This window comes from Aeromonas bivalvium, from assembly GCF_046078285.1.
Classification (GTDB): Bacteria; Pseudomonadota; Gammaproteobacteria; order Enterobacterales; family Aeromonadaceae; genus Aeromonas; species Aeromonas bivalvium.
Window position 1 is genome coordinate 161,500 of the sequence record NZ_JBGXBV010000007.1, and the last position, 20,051, is coordinate 181,550.

At 63.6% G+C, this 20,051-nt stretch carries 19 protein-coding genes and 1 riboswitch; of the genes, 9 read left to right on the forward strand and 10 right to left on the reverse strand.

Annotation, left to right across the window (positions count from 1 at the left end):
* Window positions 1-64: 64 nt before the first annotated feature.
* Entirely contained in the window at window positions 65-916 is an 852-nt protein-coding gene (locus ACEUCR_RS15945; RefSeq protein WP_408791376.1) for a sensor domain-containing diguanylate cyclase, read from the forward strand.
* A 13-nt stretch (window positions 917-929) separates the two neighbouring features.
* On the opposite strand, the gene ACEUCR_RS15950 is transcribed toward ACEUCR_RS15945, so the two are convergent.
* A complete protein-coding gene (locus ACEUCR_RS15950; RefSeq protein ID WP_408747911.1) occupies window positions 930-1,784 on the reverse strand; it encodes a carboxylate/amino acid/amine transporter in 855 nt (284 codons plus the stop codon).
* 42 nt (window positions 1,785-1,826) lie between these two features.
* On the opposite strand from ACEUCR_RS15950, the gene ACEUCR_RS15955 reads away from it, so the two are divergent.
* Window positions 1,827-2,288: a DUF6314 family protein gene (locus ACEUCR_RS15955; protein ID WP_084205518.1), complete on the forward strand. Its 462-nt coding sequence runs from the start codon at window positions 1,827-1,829 to the stop codon at window positions 2,286-2,288.
* 109 nt (window positions 2,289-2,397) lie between these two features.
* On the opposite strand, the gene ACEUCR_RS15960 is transcribed toward ACEUCR_RS15955, so the two are convergent.
* Together ACEUCR_RS15960 and ACEUCR_RS15965 are read right to left on the reverse strand one after the other, a co-directional pair.
* A complete protein-coding gene (locus tag ACEUCR_RS15960) occupies window positions 2,398-2,559 on the reverse strand; it encodes a hypothetical protein (RefSeq protein WP_408775272.1) in 162 nt (53 codons plus the stop codon).
* Window positions 2,544-3,440, reverse strand: a complete 897-nt coding sequence (locus tag ACEUCR_RS15965; protein ID WP_042000185.1) for a DMT family transporter — start codon at window positions 3,438-3,440, stop codon at window positions 2,544-2,546. The genes ACEUCR_RS15960 and ACEUCR_RS15965 overlap by 16 nt, the downstream gene beginning before the upstream one ends.
* Before the next feature lie 100 nt (window positions 3,441-3,540).
* Here ACEUCR_RS15965 and ACEUCR_RS15970 point away from each other — a divergent pair, with 100 nt between their 5' ends.
* A complete protein-coding gene (locus ACEUCR_RS15970) occupies window positions 3,541-4,479 on the forward strand; it encodes a LysR family transcriptional regulator (RefSeq protein ID WP_042000182.1) in 939 nt (312 codons plus the stop codon).
* A 6-nt stretch (window positions 4,480-4,485) separates the two neighbouring features.
* On the opposite strand, the gene trpS is transcribed toward ACEUCR_RS15970, so the two are convergent.
* Both trpS and ACEUCR_RS15980 read right to left on the reverse strand, forming a co-directional pair.
* Window positions 4,486-5,490 carry a tryptophan--tRNA ligase gene (gene trpS, locus ACEUCR_RS15975; RefSeq protein WP_408791379.1) on the reverse strand — a complete coding sequence of 335 codons (1,005 nt, stop codon included), beginning with the start codon at window positions 5,488-5,490 and terminating at the stop codon, window positions 4,486-4,488.
* Window positions 5,491-5,681: 191 nt separating this feature from the next.
* Window positions 5,682-6,116, reverse strand: coding sequence for a universal stress protein (locus ACEUCR_RS15980; protein WP_408791381.1), 435 nt, complete (start codon window positions 6,114-6,116; stop codon window positions 5,682-5,684).
* A 386-nt stretch (window positions 6,117-6,502) separates the two neighbouring features.
* On the opposite strand from ACEUCR_RS15980, the gene fabV reads away from it, so the two are divergent.
* Window positions 6,503-7,690: an enoyl-ACP reductase FabV gene (fabV, locus tag ACEUCR_RS15985; protein ID WP_408791383.1), complete on the forward strand. Its 1,188-nt coding sequence runs from the start codon at window positions 6,503-6,505 to the stop codon at window positions 7,688-7,690.
* Between the two features lie 119 nt (window positions 7,691-7,809).
* Here fabV and ACEUCR_RS15990 read toward each other — a convergent pair whose 3' ends face one another.
* Window positions 7,810-9,606 carry a diguanylate cyclase domain-containing protein gene (locus ACEUCR_RS15990; RefSeq protein ID WP_408791385.1) on the reverse strand — a complete coding sequence of 599 codons (1,797 nt, stop codon included), beginning with the start codon at window positions 9,604-9,606 and terminating at the stop codon, window positions 7,810-7,812.
* Window positions 9,607-9,800: 194 nt separating this feature from the next.
* On the opposite strand from ACEUCR_RS15990, the gene ftnA reads away from it, so the two are divergent.
* Window positions 9,801-10,325, forward strand: a complete 525-nt coding sequence (gene ftnA / locus ACEUCR_RS15995; protein WP_042000165.1) for a non-heme ferritin — start codon at window positions 9,801-9,803, stop codon at window positions 10,323-10,325.
* 153 nt (window positions 10,326-10,478) lie between these two features.
* Window positions 10,479-11,663, forward strand: coding sequence for a BaiN/RdsA family NAD(P)/FAD-dependent oxidoreductase (locus tag ACEUCR_RS16000; protein ID WP_408791400.1), 1,185 nt, complete (start codon window positions 10,479-10,481; stop codon window positions 11,661-11,663).
* A 186-nt stretch (window positions 11,664-11,849) separates the two neighbouring features.
* Here the strand turns inward: ACEUCR_RS16000 and ACEUCR_RS16005 are convergent, their stop codons facing one another.
* Window positions 11,850-13,070, reverse strand: a complete 1,221-nt coding sequence (locus ACEUCR_RS16005; protein WP_139437048.1) for an MFS transporter — start codon at window positions 13,068-13,070, stop codon at window positions 11,850-11,852.
* A gap of 220 nt (window positions 13,071-13,290) precedes the next feature.
* Here ACEUCR_RS16005 and leuE point away from each other — a divergent pair, with 220 nt between their 5' ends.
* Window positions 13,291-13,929, forward strand: a complete 639-nt coding sequence (gene leuE / locus ACEUCR_RS16010; protein WP_408775264.1) for a leucine efflux protein LeuE — start codon at window positions 13,291-13,293, stop codon at window positions 13,927-13,929.
* A gap of 340 nt (window positions 13,930-14,269) precedes the next feature.
* Here the strand turns inward: leuE and ACEUCR_RS16015 are convergent, their stop codons facing one another.
* Both ACEUCR_RS16015 and purE read right to left on the reverse strand, forming a co-directional pair.
* Window positions 14,270-15,394 carry a 5-(carboxyamino)imidazole ribonucleotide synthase gene (locus ACEUCR_RS16015; protein WP_408791388.1) on the reverse strand — a complete coding sequence of 375 codons (1,125 nt, stop codon included), beginning with the start codon at window positions 15,392-15,394 and terminating at the stop codon, window positions 14,270-14,272.
* Window positions 15,391-15,900, reverse strand: coding sequence for a 5-(carboxyamino)imidazole ribonucleotide mutase (gene purE / locus ACEUCR_RS16020; protein WP_111875096.1), 510 nt, complete (start codon window positions 15,898-15,900; stop codon window positions 15,391-15,393). Before purE ends, ACEUCR_RS16015 begins: the two co-directional genes overlap by 4 nt.
* A 210-nt stretch (window positions 15,901-16,110) precedes the next feature.
* Window positions 16,111-16,288, forward strand: a riboswitch (cobalamin riboswitch).
* Window positions 16,289-16,339: 51 nt separating this feature from the next.
* Here purE and ACEUCR_RS16025 point away from each other — a divergent pair.
* Both ACEUCR_RS16025 and murI read left to right on the forward strand, forming a co-directional pair.
* Entirely contained in the window at window positions 16,340-18,175 is a 1,836-nt protein-coding gene (locus ACEUCR_RS16025) for a TonB-dependent receptor domain-containing protein (protein WP_408791390.1), read from the forward strand.
* Between the two features lie 105 nt (window positions 18,176-18,280).
* Window positions 18,281-19,072: a glutamate racemase gene (gene murI / locus ACEUCR_RS16030; protein ID WP_408791392.1), complete on the forward strand. Its 792-nt coding sequence runs from the start codon at window positions 18,281-18,283 to the stop codon at window positions 19,070-19,072.
* Between the two features lie 4 nt (window positions 19,073-19,076).
* On the opposite strand, the gene ACEUCR_RS16035 is transcribed toward murI, so the two are convergent.
* On the reverse strand, window positions 19,077-19,568 hold the full coding sequence (locus ACEUCR_RS16035) for an RNA recognition motif domain-containing protein (RefSeq protein ID WP_042000144.1): 492 nt from the start codon (window positions 19,566-19,568) through the stop codon (window positions 19,077-19,079).
* Between the last annotated feature and the right edge of the window lie 483 nt (window positions 19,569-20,051).

A 20,051-nucleotide genomic window follows, 5' to 3' on the forward strand; every position in this document is an offset into this window, starting at 1 on the left:
GATCCCTTGCCTCGATGCTACTTATTGGGGTTCATGACGAATTTTCACAGTTTCGAGGCGTTTGATGGATGTACTGAAGGCTCCGCTGGCGGATACGGTGACCGAACTGGATTGTTCCTTGATGGCGGATGTCATGGCCATCATGGATGCAGGCGCCTGGCGCTGGCCGCAGCATCAGGCGATACAGCGGGATCCCTCCTGCCTGGCGCTGCTGGGTCTCACCCCCGAGACCCTGGATGAGATGAGCTGGCTGGCCCGGGTTCACCCGGATGACATGGGGCGGGTGGCCGAGGCGTTCGCCGCCTGCCTGCATGGGCATGACTCGTTGCGGCTGGACTACCGCATCCTGCACCATGACGGCCACTACATCCGGCTCGACGAGCGGGCCAGCCGCATGGCGAACGGCGATCTGCTCGGCATGGTGCGCCGCTGTCGCCACGCCCAGGCGGCGGAGCCGCAGGGCACGGATCCCCTGACCGGACTCGAGAGCCGGCGCGACTTCGAACAGCGGCTCGGCGAGCGGCTGAGCCAGGGGGGGGCCTTCTGCCTGCTGCAGCTGACCGTGGATCACAGGGCCAAGATATTGCAGCTGTTTGGCGAGGCGGACTGCGACGCCATGCTGGCCAAGCTGGCGCGCATCGTGCGCCACGAGCTGCGCAAGGACGATCCCTTCGCCCGTTGGGATGATGACACCTTCATCCTGATGCTGCCCGGCATAGAGCGGCTCGATGCGCTGGAGATAGCCGAGCGGCTGCGCCTCGAGATTGCCGATGCCAGCCTGCTGCCGGAGCGCCCGGTCACCATCAGCATCGGCCTGGTGCAGCATCAACCGGGGGAGCAGATCGATCACCTGCTCGCCCGGCTCGCCTCCTGCCATGGTCAGGCCCGCCAGGAGCACAACCAGGTCGTCGGCTGAGCACAGCTGCCGGTCAGGCCCGGGCCGGTTGCCCTGGCTTGCACAGCCAAAGGGAGGCCAGCATCAGCAGGCCGCCGACGGCGAGGCGCAGCAGATCCGTCTCCCGCCCCCACAGCATCAGGTTCACCAGCAGACCCGCCGGGATCAGGGCGTTGTTCATGATGGCCAGCACGCCGCTGCTGACCAGGGTCGCGCCCTTGTTCCACAGGAAGTAACCCAGACCGGACGCACCGATCCCCAGCCACAGCAGTATGCCCCACTGCAAACCTGTGCTGGGGTATTGCGGCTTGCCGAGCAGCCACCAGGCGGGCAGGGCGACAGCCAGGGCCCCCAGATAGAAGCAGCCGAACACGGCATGCTGGGGGGGTTGTTCTGTCTCCCGTGCCAGCAGCACCTTGTAGCCCACCTGCCCCAGGGCGAAGCTGAGGTTGGCCCCCTGTACCACCAGGAATCCCAGCACATAGCTTTCGGTCAGGCCGTCGAAGCGGATGACGGCCGCCCCCAGCACCGCCAGCAGCGCCGCCCACAGATAGGCGGGCTTGAAGCGCCGCTCCAGCAGATCGTGGAGCAGGGTGACGTAGAGGGGGGTGAAGATGGTGAACACCAGCACTTCCGGCACCGTCAGCAGCAGGAAGGAGTGGTAGTAGAACAGATACATGATGCCGAGCTGGATGGCGCCGAGGGCCATCAGCTTGAGAGCCAGATCCGGGCGCAGCCAGCGTCGGCGCAGGAAGGGCAGAAATACCAGACTGGCGAGGGCGATGCGGGTCAGCACGGAGAAGTAGGCATCCACCTGACCGGCCAGATAGACCCCGATCAGGCTGAAGGAGAAGGACCAGAGCAGGGTAACCCCTATCAAGTAGTTCATGTGTTTGATTTATCGTCAATTGTCAATTTGGAGGTGGCTATGATGGCCGAGTTGGAAGGCGCGATCCAGCGTTTATGGGAGCGATTGCCACAGATCGGATCTTTTGCCTTCGAGGCGAGCAACGGAGCGGGTTCCGCAACCGACTGGTGCGGTCGCGGCGAGGGGGAGGTGCGGGTGACCCATCATCAGGGGGGCTGGCTGTTCACCGAGCAGGGCCGCTACACCACGCCCCATGGCAAGGTGCTGGCCATGCACAACCGCTTCTGGTGGCAGCGCACCGCGCGGGGGATCATGCTTTCCCATCTGCGCCATGAGCAGCCGGTCGAGCTGTTCGAGCTGTTGCCGCAAGGGGATGGTCGCTGGCTGACCGCGGAGCCCCACCGCTGTGGTCAGGATCACTACAGCGCCGAGCTGACCCTGAGGGAAGACGGCTTTCTGCTCGCCTGGCAGATCAGGGGCCCGCGCAAGAACGAACACCTGGGTTACCGCTATCGGGCCCGGTGACGGATCCCGGCCATAAAAAAACCGGTGCAGGGCACCGGTTGCGGGAGTGCGGGTTCCTTGGCGGACCTCGCCGGGCAGGCGAGGGGTCGCCAGTCACACTGGGTGGCCGTCAGGCATGGAAGGCATGCCCCAGCATGGCCTGCAGCCTGCTGTCGAACAGCCAGGGCAGCAGCACCATCAGCAGGCCGAGCAGGCCCGCCACCTTGTGGCGGTACTGCCAGCCGGCGATCAGCACCAGGCCGCCACACAGGGAGGTCAGGATGCCTGACACAGGTTCTCCTGACGGCTGCGTCTCTGCTGGGCCCACTGGTTCATGGCGACCGAGCCCAGGATCAGGGCCAGTGCCACCCCGGTGGTGGAGTGGATCTGCTCGCCGAGGAAGAGGGCGCCCAGCACCACCCCGAACAGGGGTACCAGATAGTTGCTGAAGGAGGCGAAGGTGGGGCCCGCCTTCTGGATCAGCGCCATGTAGAGGAAATAGACCAGGCCGGTACAGAAGATGCCCAGCATGACCACGGCGCCGATGGCGCGCTGGCCCGGCAGGGTGAGTCGGTCGAAGTCGATCAGGAAGGGGGCGGCGATCAGCAGCTGGATGGCGGAGGAGATGAGGATGTTGCGTGCCACCACCACAGGGTGATCCTTGGCGAAACGCTTGATCATCAGCAGGCCGATGGCGAAGCAGCTGGCACCGAACAGTATGGCCATGGCGCCCAGCAGGCCGGCATTCATGCCGCCAGCCAGCTCGGGCCAGAACAGCACCAGCACGCCGACGAAACCGATCACCACGGAAAGCAGGCCGCTCTTGGTGATCTTCTCCCCCGAGATGAACAGCGGCGCCATCAGTATGGTGACGAAGGGGATGCAGCCCATCACCACGGCGGCGATGGCACTATCCACGTACTGTTGACCCCAGGCCACCATGATGAAGGGGATGGTGGCATCGAGCAGGGCGATCAGCATGTAGGTGCGCCAGGGGGTATGTTCGCTCTTGAGGCGCATGAACAGGCAGAGCAGACCCAGGGTCAGGCTGCCGCACAGGGCACGTCCGGCGGCCACCAGTATGGGGGGCAGCTCGGCCACGGCCTGATGCATGAAGATGAACTGGGAACCCCACAGCAGGCCGATGGCCAGCAGTAACAGATAACTACGCATGTCTTGTCTCGTTGTCGGTGATGCAATCAATGAGCGCATTCTAGGGAGTCTGCTACTATGTCGAAAATGAATTGTTGGCATCAAGCCATGGTGAATATCGATGGAACTCTCCCTCGCCCGCCTCGACCTCAACCTGCTCACCCTGTTCGATGTGCTGATGCAGGAACGCAACGTCACCCGCGCCGCCGAACGGCTGCACCTCTCCCAATCCACCGTCAGCCACGCCCTGGGGCGCTTGCGCCAGGCGCTGGATGATCCCCTGTTCGTCATGAGCCGGCGAGAGATGATGCCGACCGAGCGGGCCAAGGCCCTGGCGGGGCCGGTGCGCCAGGCGCTGGCCATGCTGGAGCAGGGACTGCGCCAGGCCAAGGGGTTCGACCCTGCCAGCGCCCATCGGGTGTTTCGCATGGCCCTGCCCGGCTCGGTGGAGCATGGCCTGGTGCCAGCCATGGTGGAGCGGCTCCATGAGCTGGCGCCCCATTGCCGGCTGGAGGTGTGCGAGCTGGCGGCCAGCGACTACGAGCGGGAGCTTGAGAAGGGAGAGCTGGATCTGGTGGTGGGCTTCGCCGGTGCGGATCATCTCTCCCCCCGGCTGTGGCGCGAAGACTGGTTCAGCAACCCCCTGGTCTGTCTGTCACCCCTCGGCAGCGCGCTGCCCGATACCCTGGGGCCGGCCGAGCTGATCGGTCGACCCCATATACACACCTCCAGCTGGGGCCACAGCCAGGCCATGGTGGATCTCTGGCTGGCCCGCTTCGGGGTGGAGCGGGAGCTGGGGGTGCGGCTGCCGAGCTTCATGGCGGTACCCCAGCTGATGGCGACCGGCCGCTACCTGGTGGTGGTGCCCGAGATGATAGGGCGCCACTTCAGCCAGCATTATCCGCTGCGGCTGCACCAGCTCGAGCCCGCCATTCCCATCGTCTACCTGATGGCGGGCCATCCCCTGAGCGCCCACGACGAGGCGATCCGCTGGCTCAAGGGGGAGCTCCATGCCCTGGCCCTGGCGCGCTACGGCCTGACGCCGCTCGGCCCGGCCTGAGCCGGATCAGGGGAAGCAGTTCAACCCCATGGCGTCCTTCACCTCCGCCAGCACGGCGGCCGTGATGATACGGGCCTGCTCTGTGCCCTGACGCAGCAGCCGGAGCAGCTCGCCGCGATCGGCCAGGGCCTGTTGCCTGCGGGCCCGCATCGGCGCGAGCAGGCTCTGCAGGCAGTCGTTCAGCAACTGTTTGCAGCGCATGTCGCCGAGGCCGCCACGGCGATAGTGGGCCTTCATCTCGGCCACCAGGGCCTTGTCCGGGTGGAAGGCATCCAGATAGGCGAATACCGTATTGCCTTCCACCTGACCCGGGTCGCTCACCCTGAGATGGTTGGGGTCGGTATACATGGCAAACACCGCCTGCCGGATCGCCTCTTCCGACATGCCGAGCTCTATGGTGTTGCCGAGGGACTTGGACATCTTGGCCTTGCCGTCGATGCCGGGCAGGCGGCCGGTGTCGCTCAGGATGGGCTGGCACTCGGTCAGCACCTCCCTGCCCACCAGGGCATTGAAGCGGCGTACTATCTCGTTGGCCTGCTCCAGCATGGGCAGCTGATCCTCCCCCACCGGCACGTGAGTGGCGCGAAAGGCGGTGATGTCGGCGGCCTGGCTGACGGGATAGACCAGAAAACCGGCGGGAAGGCTGCGCTCGAACCCTTTTTGCTGGATCTCCGCCTTGACGGTGGGGTTGCGCTCCAGCCGGGCGACGCTGACCAGATTGAGGTAGTAGCTGGTGAGCTCGGGGAGGGCGGGCAGGGCGCTCTGCAGGCAGAAGGTGGTCTTTGCCGGATCCAGACCGGCGGCCAGGTAGTCGGCCATCACCTCCAGCACGTTGCCGCTCACCCTGGCCGGGTCGTGGCCGTTGTCGGTCAGCGCCTGCAGATCGGCGATCATCACGAACTGGCGATAATGGTGCTGGGCCTCGACGCGCTGACGCAAGGAGCCGACGTAGTGGCCTATGTGCAGTTTGCCGGTGGGACGATCGCCGGTCAGTATGATGGGTGCTTGCATGTCACTCTCTCCAGTCAGGGTGGGCCGGGAGGCGACAAAGGGATGAAAACAATGACCGCCTCTCGGCGGTCACGGTGTTTTCTTTGGGAAAAAAGAATAGAAACGCGGTGCCGCCTGTTTAGGAGCGGCACCACCAGTGCTTGTGGTTGAATGCGGTCATGTTCATGGCATATCAAGCTACGCCTGTTTGCTCACTTCTGCAAGGGCACCACCAGCAGGTCACAGGGCACGGTATTCATCAGCTGACGGGCGCTGGAGGTCAGCAGGCTCCAGAAGCTCTGGCGGTGGCCGCACACCAGCAGATCGATGTCGTAATCGCGCACCGCCTGGTTGACCCGCTCGCTGAGATCGCCGCAGATCACCAGCTTCTTCTCGATGGGGTACTCCACCGGCGCCAGGAACGTCTCCAGCTTCTCTTTCGCCTCGGCGATCACCTGATCCTGCACGTTGTCGATGTCGATATCGATCATCTCGGTGTAGAGATCCTTGAGGTCGACGTCCACATGGATCACCGACAGCTTGGCGCCGTTGGAGATGGCCCTGTCCACCGCCTTCTCTATTACCTTGCGGTTGTCCTCCGACAGGTCGATCGCGACCAGCACATGTTGGTAATGGGTTCCGCTCATGGGATTCTCCTCACAGGTGTTCCCTTCACTATACCAATCTCTGTTGCAACTAAAATGTCAGTCTCGTCACAGCCTGGCGCGGCGATGGCATCCTGTCGTGCCACCTGTGTGAGCCAGCTCCCCTTGTGGACAGAATATGGCGATAAAACGAGCAGAAATATGACGGGGGTCACTGTGCCCGCCTTGCCCGTCATCCGCGCTCGGCATAGGATGTGGCCGTGTCTCGCAACGAGCACCATAACAAGAAGCATCTGAATACCGCTTTGGGAGCCGATGGCTCCCTTTTGTTTTTCCGGCCGGTTTTTCTCCGGGCCACCCCTCGCCACATCAAGGCCATCTTCGCACCGGCTGGCTATGATCAAGCCTGTTCCCGCAGGAGAAGTACCATGATCATCCATCCCCAGATCCAGGGCTGCGTTGCCCGCAATTGCCATCCCATCGGCTGTCGTGCCGCCGTGGAGCAACAGATAGCAGAGATCCGTGCCGCCGGCCCCTTCAACGGGCCCAGGCGGGTGCTGATCCTGGGGGCCTCCTCCGGCTTTGGGTTGGCGTCGCGCATCGCCCTCACCTTCGGGGCCGGGGCGAACACCATTGGGGTCTCGTTTGAGCGTGGCCCATCCGATCAGGGCATCGGCAGCGCGGGCTGGTACAACAACATCTGGTTCAAGCAGGCCGCCGAGCGGGAGGGCTACCAGGCCATCAACCTGATCGGTGACGCCTTCTCCGATGCCATGCGCCAGCAGGCCATCGCCACCATACGCCAGCTGTGGGGAGAGGTGGATCTGGTCATCTACTCATTGGCCAGCGGCCAACGGCTGCTGGCGGACGGACGCCGGGTGCGCTCCGTGCTCAAGGCCACGGGGCAGCCCTTCACCGGCTGGGGGCTCAGCCTGGAGCACAATGCCCTGGTGGAGCAGACCCTGCCGCTGGCCAGCACCGAGGAGATCCACGATACCGTCACAGTGATGGGGGGTGAGGACTGGCAGCAATGGATGCAGGCCCTGCAGGATGCCGACTGTCTGGCCCCCGGGGTGCAGACGGTGGCCTACTCCTACATAGGCCCCGCATCCACCTATCCCCTCTATCGGGACGGCACCATAGGCTACGCCAAGGAGCACCTGCACGGCACCGCCGAGGCGATCAACCTGCAGCTGGCCGAGCTTGGCGGCCATGCCTGGGTCAGCGTCTGCAAGGCGCTGGTGACCAAGGCGAGCGCCTATATTCCCGTACTGCCCGTCTATCTGGGGCTGCTGATGGGGGTGATGAAGGAGCGCGGGGTGCACGAGGGCTGCATCGAACAGATGCGGCGCCTGTTTGCCGACAAGATGTATGGGGCCGAGGGGGTGATCGCCGATGGCAACCGGCTGATCCGCATGGATGACCACGAGCTGGATCCAGCCATTCAGGCCGCGGTCTCGGCGCTCTGGCCCAAGGTCACGCCCGAGAACTTCACCAGCATGGGGGACTTCGCCGGATTGAGGCGGGACTTCATGCAGCTCAACGGCTTCGAGCTGCCCGGGGTGGATTATGAGGCGCCGGTCAACATAGACGCCCTCGGTGAGCTGGAGCCCTAGGGCGGGCCGCACCGTCCTCGCCGTTCTCGGTCAGCGGGCACCTTAAGCCAGGCTGCGGATGACGATGGCGCAAGGGCGGGAGCCGACATCGCCATAGCCGCCCTCGGCGAGCTGGCGCCCTAGGCCAGGCTGCGGATGGCCAGGATGCGGGGGGCGGCGGCCATCACCGTCTGGTTGCGCCCCTGGCGCTTGGCCTGATACATGGCCATGTCGGCCCTGTGAATGAGGGGGATCAGCGCCTCGGCCTCGCTCTCCCGACTGGCGATCCCCAGGCTGATGGTCATGGCCGCCTGGCCCGCTTGCTGCTCAGTGGCCACCCGTTTGCGCAGTGCTTCCGCCAGATGCCAGCAGTCCGTGGCCGGCAGGGGAATAGCCACCAGAAATTCCTCGCCGCCCCAGCGCCCGATCAACTCCCTGTCCGGCGCCCATTCCCCGAGCAGCCTGCCCAGGCGGGCGATGGCGGCATCCCCGGCGCTGTGACCATGCTGGTCATTGATCTGCTTGAAGTGATCTATGTCGATGATGATGAGCGAGAGGGGCCCGGGCCGGGACCAGATGCGCTGGATCCGCTCCAGCAGGGCGTGGCGGTTGGCGAGCCCGGTCAGCTGGTCGAAGGTGGCCAGTCGATAGAGGCGCCGTGAGCTGCGGTGCAGCCGGTAGGTGGTGATGCCGAGCAGCAGCAAGGCGCTGAGCAGCAGCATCACCAGGATCAGCTGATAGTTGCGGGTACGCTGCTGGTGAACAAGCTGCTGGCGGCGCTGCTCGTTTTCCAGCACCAGCCTGTGGTTGTCGCCCTCGCTGCGGGCAAGATCCATCTGTGCCTGGAAGGCGGCCGTGTGCTCACTCAGGGTGCGATTGAAGCGGCGGCGATAATCGGCCTGATGCTCCTGCAGCGCCCGATAGGCGGCGGGGTAGTTGCCCTGTCTGGCCAGCAGATCGGCCCGCAGCCGCTGGCCGGCGAGGTCCAGCGTCTGGGCGTGGCCCAGCAGCGCCAGGGCCTGACCCTGCTCGCCCTGGCCACTCAGGGCCTGGGCCCGGGTGGTGAGCAGATGCCGGGGGGAGGGGTAGCCGAGCTGCCGATAGAGGGCTTCTGCCTGATCCAGAGTGCGCAGCGCCGCCGAGCCATTGCCCTCGGCATTGAGGGCCTGGGCGAGATAACCCAGCATGGTGGCGCGCCGTCCCGGGGAGAGGGCCGGGTTGGCCAGCTGGCTGTCGAGCAGCTGCCGTGCCCGGGCCGGGCGGCCCATGTCGAGATAGAGTCGTGCCATGCCCGTCTTGATGAGTGCCTGGCTGCTGGGTTCATCCAGCCGCAGATTGCGCTGCAGGGCGTCCAGGTAGTGATCCTCGGCCTGCTGGTGCAGCCCTATGTCGGCGTAGAGATCGCCCAGTGTGATGAGCAGCTGCACGCACTGCAGCTGGGCCAGCTTGCTCTGCTGGTTGAGCTGACGCTTGAGCAGGAAGGCGCTTCTGAGCTCGGCGACCGCCAGTTGCAACTGGTCGGTGCGATAGTGCGCCAGGCCGTTCAGGGCATGCCACTGAGCCAGCTGTGCCGGATTGTCCTGCAGGGCTGGCTTGAGTCGGGCGAGCAGGGTGAGGGCCTGATCCGGGGCCGAGGTGTCCAGGGAAAGAGCTACCTGCTGCAGCTCGAAATCCCGCAGCCGGGTCGACTCCTGATGGGCGGCGGCCAGGGTTCTGGCTCTGGCGTTGTCGAGCTGGGCGCTGCGGTAATCCCCTTGGGCGGCCTTGGCCAGGGAGCGGGCATGGAACAGTTCCATGTCCTGACCAGAGACGGCGTTGAGCTGGGCGAGATAGCTGGCGGGATCGCGCATCGCGCGCCACTCGGCGTCCTGCAACAGGGATGGACTGGCCTGGACCTGGGCCAACCAGCACAGGAGCAGCAGAAGATAGCGGTACATTTCAGAGGGGGTCCCGGATCATGGGCGCCATCATAAGGGTTACGCTTGGGCACGGCATGCGTCATCATCTTGCCATACCCATATGGGGGGTAGAATGAGCCCTGGATTGAAACAGCAGCAAATCCTGTGACAACGGGTTGATCCGGGAAGGGTTCGTCGCGACAATCGAAACCAAATCACAGTGGAGAATCAACATGTTGGCCCAAGCCATGATCGAGAAGCTGAACGAACAGATAAATCTGGAGTTCTATTCCTCCAACCTCTATCTGCAGATGAGCGCCTGGTGCGAGGACAAGGGCTTCGAAGGGGCCGCCACCTTCCTGCGCAAGCATGCGGTGGAGGAGCGCCAGCACATGGAGCGCCTGTTCACCTATGTGAGCGAGACCGGCGCCATGCCGATCCTGGGTGCCATCAGCGCCCCTCCCCACGAGTTCACCACCCTGGGAGACGTCTTTCGCACCACGTTGGAGCACGAGCACCACATCACCCAGTGCATCAACGGTCTGGCTCATGTCGCCTTCACGACTCAGGACTACTCCACCTTCAACTTCCTGCAATGGTATGTGGCCGAGCAGCATGAGGAAGAGAAGCTGTTCAAGAGCATAGTGGACCGCCTCAACCTGGTGGGCGAAGACGGCAAGGGCCTCTACTTCATCGATAAGGAGCTGGCCGAGCTGGCCAAGGCGGCCCCCGCCAGCGTCATGGATGGCAACGCCTGATAGTCGTGGACACTTAGTGTTCAACCAGTACAATACGGCCCCCTTGTGGGCCGTTTTCTTTTGCTGCTGCCATGAAACCGCCGCTGCGGTTTCTGCTGGCGACCATGACGGCCCCTTGGCAGGGGCCGGTTTTCTTTTGATGGGTGTGTGATGATGAAGCAGTTTGATGTGGTGGTGATCGGCGCCGGGGCGGCCGGCTTGATGTGTGCGGCCCAGGCTGGCTACCGGGGGCGCTCCGTGCTGCTGCTGGACAACGCCAAGAAACCGGGCCGCAAGATCCTCATCAGCGGCGGCGGTCGCTGCAACTTCACCAACCATCAGGCCGGTCCCCACGCCTTCCTCTCGGGCAATCCGCACTTCTGCAAATCGGCGCTGGCGCGCTACACCCAGCAGGATTTCATCGATCTGGTGGACAGGCACGGGGTGAACTATCACGAGAAGACGCTAGGTCAGCTGTTCTGTGACGAGAGCGCCAAGGATATCGTCGAGGTGCTGCTCACCGAGTGTGACTGGGCCGGGGTGACCCTGCAGTGCCAGACCGAGATCCTCTCCGTCGGCAAGACGGATGACGGCTTTCTGCTCGACACCAGCAAGGGGGAGATCGCCTGCTCGTCGCTGGTGGTGGCCACCGGCGGCCTCTCCATGCCCAAACTCGGCGCCACTCCGTACGGCTTCAAGCTGGCGGAGCAGTTTGGCCTCAACGTGCTGCCCACCCGCGCCGGTCTGGTGCCCTTCACCCTGCATCAGGAGCAGAAAGAGGCCTTCGCCGATCTCGCCGGGGTCAGCCTGCCGGTGGCGGTGACCGCCGAGGATGGCACCCGCTTCAAGGAGGCCATGCTGTTCACCCACCGCGGCCTCTCGGGCCCCGCCATCTTGCAGATCTCCTCCTTCTGGCTGGCGGGGGAGAAGATCCACATCAACCTGCTGCCCGAGCTGGATATACCGGCGGCCCTCAAGGCCTGGGCCCAGGCCCATCCGGCCCAGGAGCTGAAAACCGTGCTGGGGCGCGAGCTGCCCAAGCGCTTCGTCGACAAGCTGGTGGAGCTGGGGCAGCTCAACAGCAAGCCCATGCGTCAGTACAACGAGCGGGAGCTGGAGGCGGTGGCCACCCTGCTGGGGGACTGGCAGATACTGCCGAACGGCACCGAAGGCTATCGCACCGCCGAGGTGACCCTGGGGGGCGTGGACACCAGGGAGCTCTCCTCCAAGACCATGGAGGCGCGCAAGGTGCCCGGTCTCTACTTCGTCGGCGAGGTGGTGGACGTGACCGGCTGGCTCGGTGGCTACAACTTCCAGTGGGCCTGGTCATCTGGCTGGGTTGCCGGCCAGTACTGCTGATGATGCAGCCCGATATTGTCGATGACCACGATCACGGGCTCAGTAGTGACAACTTCCAATGGGTCTGTAATCCCCTCCGGCCGGGTGGCTGGCCAGTACTGCTGAGGAACCCTTGCTCTCATCAACGTCCAACGCGGCCTCTCAGGCCGCGTTTTTGATGGGTGCTATCCCTCGCGGGGCGACCCGCTAGCCCTTGCGGATCGTCGGCAAGAAGGCGGTCAGCAAGCCGATGAGCGGCAGGTAGGCGCAGAGCTGGTACACGGTCTCTATGCTGGTCGCATCGGCCAGCTGACCCAGCAGGGCGGCCCCTATGCCCCCCATGCCGAAGGCGAAGCCGAAGAAGAGGCCAGAGATGGTGCCGACCTTGCCGGGCACCAGCTCCTGGGCGTAGACCAGGATGGCGGAGAAGGCCGACGCCAGGACGAGGCCGATGATCACCGAGAGCACCGAGGTCCAGAACAGGTCGACGTGGGGCAGCAGCAGGGTGAAGGGGGCGACCCCCAGGATGGAGATCCAGATCACCCGCTTGCGGCCGATGCGATCACCGACCGGCCCGCCGAGCACGGTACCCGCCGCGACGGCGAACAGGAAGGCAAACAGATGGAACTGGGCGCTATCCAGGGACAGGCTGAACTTGTCCATCAGATAGAAGGTGTAATAGCTGCTCAGGCTGGTCATGTAGAAGAACTTGGAGAACATCAGCAGACCCAGGATGGCCAGCGACCAGCCGATCTGGCGGCGGCTCAGGCCACTGCCGGCATGGGCCTTCATCCGCTTGTGGAAGTTGGCCCCGTGATGGCTGGACCAGCGCCCGACCAGGCAGAGCACCATGACGCCGACCAGGGCGAACAGCGAGAACCAGGCGGCGCTGCCCTGTCCCTGCGGCACTATGATGAGCGCGGCGAGCAGGGGGCCTATGGCCGAGCCGAGGTTGCCGCCGATCTGGAACAGGGATTGGGCCAGGCCCGGCTGGTTGCCGGCCGCCATGCGGGCGACCCGGGAGGATTCCGGGTGGAAGACGGAGGATCCCATGCCGATCAGCATGGCCGACAGCAGCACGGCGCCAAAGCTGCCCGCCTGTGACAGGGAGAGCAAGCCTATCAGGGTGAAGCCCATGCCGAGGGGCAGCGAATACGGCATGGGCCTGCGGTCCGTGTAGAGGCCGATCAGCGGCTGCAACAACGAGCCCGTGAACTGGTAGGTGAGGGTGATGAGCCCTATCTGGGTGAACGACAGATCGAGCCCCAGCTTCAGCAGCGGATAGATGGCCAGCAGCACCGATTGCATCATGTCGTTCAACAGGTGCGAGAAGCTGATGGCGGCAATCACCGGGTAAGTGGTGGTGTTCAGGGGGTCGGCCGAGGGCGGGGCGGCGATCGGCGTGTCGGTACTCAATGTCTTGTCCATGGGTGAGGTATCTGCGGTTTCACACTCCCTCTACCATGCCCTATCCCGGTGCATCTGGACATAGCCAAAGTGGGCGAATGCCGGGGCTGCTCTCGATCGGCGTGCAAGCCGTGCATCCTGAAGGTGTGGGATGGCAGGTCAGATCTTGTGCTTGGCGCGTGGCGGATTAGTATAGAAAGCCTGCCGCCGCTATCCGGCCCATCGCCCCCATGGAGGGAACATGTTCGAAAGCCTGGGAGTCATCAACGTCTGGACCTATCTGGTGGGGCTCTTCTTCATCATCATAGCGCCGGGTCCCAACTCCATTTATGTGCTGCGCACCGCCGCGGTGCGGGGTATTGGGCCTGGCTATCGTGCCGCCCTCGGGGTCTTCGTCGGTGACGCCATCCTCATCTTCTGTGCCTATCTGGGGATCGCCTCCCTCATTCGCACCACCCCCCTGCTGTTTACCCTGGTGCGTTATCTCGGCGCCATCTACCTGCTCTATCTGGGGGTGAAGATCCTCCATGCCAACTTCATCGCCAGGCGCGAAGGGCAGGAGTCTGTGGTGGAGCTGGGGGAGCGCTATTTCTCCAAGGCCCTCACCCTGAGCCTCACCAACCCCAAGGCGATCCTGTTCTACGTCTCCTTCTTCGTGCAGTTCATCGACTTCAGTTATGCCCACACCTGGATTTCCTACCTGGTGCTGGCCGGCATGCTGGAGGCCATGAGCTTCGTCTACCTGACCCTGCTGATCTTCGGCGGCACTCTGATGGCACGCTTCTTTGCGCGCAAGGTGCGCCTCGCCAAGCTGGGTAACGGACTGATAGGCCTGTTCTTCATGGGCTTCGCCGCGAGACTCGCGACGCTCTCTTCCTGATATCAGCCTCTACGCTAAATCGGGCTGAAGATGGCAGCCCGATCCTCTCTTTTTCAATCCTGTTATGGTGCCATCCCCCCTGATTTGATCGGGGTTCGTCGTCCATGCCAGATTCCTTCTATGGTGCGTGCCGGTGGCCAGAGGCCAGCGGGCACTATGCTCGAGGATCAGATGATGTTGCTGGCGGTGCTTGAACGGGCGGTGCGGGTGCTGATGACGCTCTTGCTCCTGACCCGCACCTGGCCTACGTCGCCGTGGTGGCGGATCGGCGCTGACGTCAATGACATGAATAAGAAGACCCGGGCCAAGGCCCGGGTCTTTTCGTTGGTACTAGCGACGTTTAGCGCGGCGGCAGGCCCAGCAGGGCGCGCAACTGGCTGGCGGTGCTCTCGACCGACGGCCAGTCGCGACCCGTGACGGTGACGTGACCCATCTTGCGACCGGGGCGGGCCTCGCCCTTGCCGTAGAGGTGCAGGTGCACCCCGTGCAGGGCCAGTGCTCCGGCCCAGTCCGGCGTGCCGTCTTGCCACAGATCCCCGAGCAGGTTGAGCAGGATGGCGGGCTGAACCTCAGCCTGTGCCGGCAGGGGCAGATCGCACAGGGCGCGCACCTGCAGTTCGAACTGGCTGCAACCGGCGTTGTCGATGCTGGGGTGGCCCGAGTTGTGGGGGCGGGGCGCCATCTCGTTGACCAGCAGTTCACCACCGACCAGGAAGAACTCCACCGTCAGCACGCCCACATAGTCGAGGGCGGCGATGATGTGCTCGGCGATGCGCTGGGCTTCCACCTCCAGGGCGGGCACATTGGCCGGGGAGCGGGTCTGATCCAGAATGCCGCCGCTGTGCCAGTTTTGCACCAGGGGCAGGGCACTGATGGCACCGCTCGGGCTGCGGGCCAGGGTGAGGGCAAACTCCCCCTCCAGCGGCAGGCGCTTCTCCAGCACGCAGGGCACGCCGCTGGCGGCCAGGGCCGCTGGCAATTCGCCTGCATTGTGGAGAGTCCACTGTCCCTTGCCGTCGTAGCCTTCGCGGGCTGTCTTGAGAATGGCGGGGAAGAGGTCGCCCGGCAGGGCCGGCAGCGGCTCCCCCGGCAGCAGAGTCAGGTTCGGGGCGACCGGTACCCCGGCGCGGGTCAGGAAGGCTTTCTCTTCCCGTCTGTCCTGGCAGACACGCACGGCGCTGGCCGCCGGGCGAACCGGCTTGTGCTGCTCCAGCAATGCCAGGGAGGCGGCGGGCACGTTCTCGAACTCGCAGGTGATGGCGTCGCAGCGACGGGCCAGATCGCGCAGCGCCTCGGCGTCGTCATAGGCCGCCACTATCTGCTCGTCGGCGGCCGCGCCGGCGATGCTGGCGGGATCCGGATCCAGCACGATGACCTGATAGCCGAGGCGGTGGGCAGACATCACGAAGTAGCGGCCGAGCTGGCCGCCACCCAGCATACCCAGGGTCGCGGGGGGCAGTATCATGCCGGGTCCTCCAGTTGCAGGGCCAGTACCCGATCGCGCTCCTTGGCACGGAAGCCGTCGAGCTGCTGGTGATAGCGCTGTGCATCGCCATCCTGGGCGACAGAGAGCAGGGAAACGGCGAACAGACCGGCGTTGGCGGCCCCCGCCTCGCCGATGGCGAAGGTGGCGACCGGTACCCCCTTGGGCATCTGCACGATGGAGAGCAGAGAGTCCATCCCCTTGAGCTGACGGGTCGGGATGGGCACACCCAGTACCGGAATGGTGGTCTTGGCGGCCAGCATGCCCGGCAGGTGGGCGGCGCCACCGGCCCCGGCGATGATGGCGCGCAGGCCGCGCTCGCGGGCACTGGCAGCATATTCGAACAGCAGATCCGGGGTGCGATGGGCGGAGACGACGCGCGCCTCATAGGGCACGCCGTGCTCCTTGAGGATGCGGGCGGCGGCTTGCATCACGGGCCAGTCGGAGTCGGAGCCCATTACCAGGCCGATCAAAGGGGGGGTCGTCATTACGGCTTCCTCGGGGGTGTCAAACGTTTGCTGCATGTTACCAAAAAGCCGTGGGATCTGGCTCAACATTTCTTGTCCCTGACCCCTTCTGATGGTCGGTAACAGGGGTGGCAGCAGCAGGGTGGGGCAGCATTTGTGCCACTTGGCACCACTCGTTGGGAAAAAACAATAACAGCAATCCAGATGGCTATACATCCAATCTGGCTCTGCCTATAATCCCCCCGCTTTGGCGCATCATGCTTAAAAGGGAATCCGGTGAAAATCCGGAGCTGGCGCGCAGCGGTAAGGGGGAACGAAGCGACATCAGGGCACTGCCGTCAGGTGGGAAGCCGTCGCCTTAGGCCATCAGCCCCCGAGCCCGAAGACCTGCCAAAGTTCGTATTCCCGCCGAGAGAAACCGGCATAGGAATAGATACTTACGCGAACTTAAGGATCTGTGATGTCCAAGAAATTATGGGTGGCCGCCCTGTTGCCGACGGCCGCCTTCGCCCAGACCACCATCCCCGTCAACCCCACCATGGTGGTGACCGCCAACCGGGTCGAACAGCCCGCCAGCGCCGTGCTGGCGCCCGTCATGGTGATCGAGCGCGCCGAGATCGAGGCCCGCCAGGTGCAGAGCCTGCCGGATCTGCTCAAGACCCTGCCCGGGGTACAGATCACCACCCTGGGTGGTCGTGGCCATCAGAGCAGCCTCTTCATCCGCGGCACCAACTCAAACCACTCCCTGGTGCTGGTCAATGGCCGTCCCATCGCCGCCATGGTGACCGGTGCCCCGGACCTCAGCCAGATCCCTCTTGGCAATATCGAGCGCATCGAATACATACGGGGCCCACGCGCGGCCGTGTATGGCTCGGATGCCATCGGTGGCGTCATCAACCTGATCACCCAGACCTCCGCCAAACATGGCAGCGAGACTCACCTGAAGGGTGGGGTGGGCAGCCATGGTTATGGCCAGGGCCAACTGCGCAGCGTGCAGGCACTGGGGGCCGGCACGGACGCCAATATGATGATCGGTTACGAGCGCACCGACGGTTACGACGTGGTGGCCGCGGCCGACCAGCCGGATCGGGACGGCTTCGACAGCCTCAATGGTCAGCTGGGCTTCAACCACGCCTTCAACCAGGCCTGGAGCGCCGACATCAACGCCCAGGGTTACGACAACCAGACCGAGATGGACGATCCCTATCTGGGGGCGGATCAGAGCCGGGTACAGGCGTTTCAGTATGATGGCGCCGTCAAGTATCAGGGCGAGCACTTCAACAGCAGGCTCGAGGCCAGCTATGGCGAGAACAAGCTGAAGAACTGGCTGGAGAGCCAGGGCGAATCCTCTGCCAACCCCATTCATACCGGGCTGACCCGCTTCTCCTGGCTGAGCAGCTGGAGTGGCGTCGAGGGGCTGACCCTGACTGGTGGTGCCGACTGGCAGCAGGAACAACTGAAGTCGGACTCCCGGGCCAGTGGCCAGGCCTATGATGCCCCGGATCGGGACAACAAGGGGTTGTTTGCCGTCGGCAGCTATCGCTGGCAGGCCCTGTTGATGGAGCTGTCCGGCCGTACCGATGACAACGAACAGTACGGTCGTCACAACACCTGGTCTGCGGCCACCGGCCTGGACATAGATGACAACCACAATGTGCGACTGAGCTATGGCACCGCCTTCAAGGCGCCGACCTTCCTCGATCTCTACTATCCAGGCTATGAGAATCCGGATCTGAAACCGGAGGAGAGCAAGAACCTGGAGTTGGACTTCTCCGGCCGTTACACCGGCTGGGACTGGTCGCTGAACCTGTATCGCAACCAGATCCAGAACCTGATCGCCTGTCAGAGCGCTTTCTCCAGCTGCAAGCCGGACAACACGGATGCCGATATCCGCGGCGTGGAAGTGGCGCTGGGGCTGGAAACCGGCCCGGTCCATCACGAGTTCAACTACGACTATACCCGTGCCAAGGACAAGAACGACGACGACCGTCAGCTGGTGCGTCGTGCCAAGCACAAGGCCGGCTGGCTGGCACAGGTGCAGACTGGCCCGGTCAACTGGTCGAGCGAGCTCATCTATACCGGCAAACGTGACGACAAGGATTTCAGCAGCTGGCCGGCCGAGCGGGTCGAACTGGGCTCTTACACCCTGCTGAATCTGGGAGCCACCTATGTGGCGACGCCTCAGCTGACCCTGGGTGGGCGCATCGACAACCTGCTCGACAAGCAGTACGAGTCCGCGGTCGACTACCCGGGTCCGGGCACCGAGTTCCGCCTGACGGCAGACTACAAGTTCTGATCCCGAGGCAACCGCTCGCGAAAAACAGGCCCTGCCATGAGCGGGGCCTTTTCTATTGGCGGGGGGCGGGAGTATGATCCCCCCTCGCAGCGTGAGGGGGTGCAGGTGGCTAATATTCTGGTGTTCGATTCTGGTATGGGGGGGCTGAGCGTCTATCGCGAGATCCGTCAGTCACTGCCGAACCACAACTACTATTACTGCTTCGACAACGCCAATTTCCCCTACGGTGAGCTGAGCGAACCAGCCCTGATCCAGGCCTGTGTCGGCCTGGTGAGCCGCATGGTGGCCCAACTTGCCATCGATCTGGTGGTGATCGCCTGCAACACCGCCAGTACCCTGGCCCTGCCGGCGCTGCGCAGCGCGCTCTCCATTCCGGTGGTGGGGGTGGTACCCGCCATCAAGCCCGCCGCCACCCTGACCCGCAACGGCTGCATCGGCCTGCTGGCGACACCGGGCACTGTAGCCCGTCCCTATACCCATGAACTGATCGCCCAGTTTGCGCCCGGCAAGCGGGTGCTGCTCAAGGGCACCACTGAACTCGTCATCGAGGCCGAACAGAAACTGGCGGGGAAGGCAGTCGATATGGCGCTGCTGCAAACTGTGCTGGCGGATTGGCTGACGGGGGAGGAGCGTCCGGATACCCTGGTGCTGGGTTGCACCCACTTTCCCCTGCTCGATAGCGAGATCCAGGACCTCATGCCTGGCTGCCGGCTGGTGGACTCGGGGGCGGCGGTTGCCAAGCGGGTGTCCCATCTGCTGGCCAGTCATGACATGACAGAGAGTGTCGGGACTCCCCAGGCTCATGCCTACTGCACCCGGCTGGATGATGAGGCCAAAAAACTGACAGCCCCCTTGCAAGCTTGGGGGCTGTCTACCTTAACCGAAGTGATGGGCTGAGAGATCAGGCATCGACGTCGTTCGTCTCGGTCTCTTCCTTGTCTCGCTTGTCATTGGCCTCACGGACCTTGAGGGTGCGCTGCTGATACTCCTTGTCATTGAGCGCGGCGATGGCCTTGGCCGCATCGGCGGCGGGCATCTCGACAAAACCAAATCCCCGGCGCTTGCCAGTCGCCTTGTCCTTCATCAAGCGCACAGAGATCACCTGACCCTGCTCGGCAAACAGTTCGCGCACGGCGATCTCGTTGGCACGATAAGGCAGGTTGCCTACATATAAGGTGCACGTCTCTTGCGGGGTGCCGTTGGCCGCCGCGGTTGCGGGGGCCTTTTTCAGGCACAGGGGAACTATGAAGCCACCAATCGCCAAGCCGACGGCGAAGATCACCTCGGCTTTCAAAGAGAACTGCAGCGCTTGGGCAACCAGATAACCAATCAAAGCCAATAGCAGGGCCAGCACCGCAGCCTGCATATAAACGGGAAACTTGGATAAATTCATCTTTAAAGACCTTTTGTAAATGAAAGCAAAAAAGGTGCAACACTATATTCACCACCATGGTAACCAGCTTTCCTGGATGACGCCACCACGGCCACTCGGTACAGATATTTCCACTCAAGTATGATGCCACTCGCGGCCTCCTGCCTACTTTAATGGTCGCTAAACGGGGCATAAATCACGCTTCTGTGGATAAACCTGTATATATGTTTGGGGTAAGCTGTTTCTAATTGAATGTACTGTCATTTATGTGATTTTCTTCAAAAAATCTCTTGCCTGGCTGCGCGCCATCCCTATAATGCGCCCCTACCAGCACGGCGGAACACGCCGGACTGATGAGCCAGCTTCCTTACGAAGCCGGCGCCGAAAGAAAAGCGAAAACAACCGCTTGACTTTCGAAGTGAGGAGCGTAAGATGCGCCTCCTCAACGCGATAAGCGTGACGCTCTTTAACAATTTGAATCAAGCAATCTGTGTGGGCACTCAC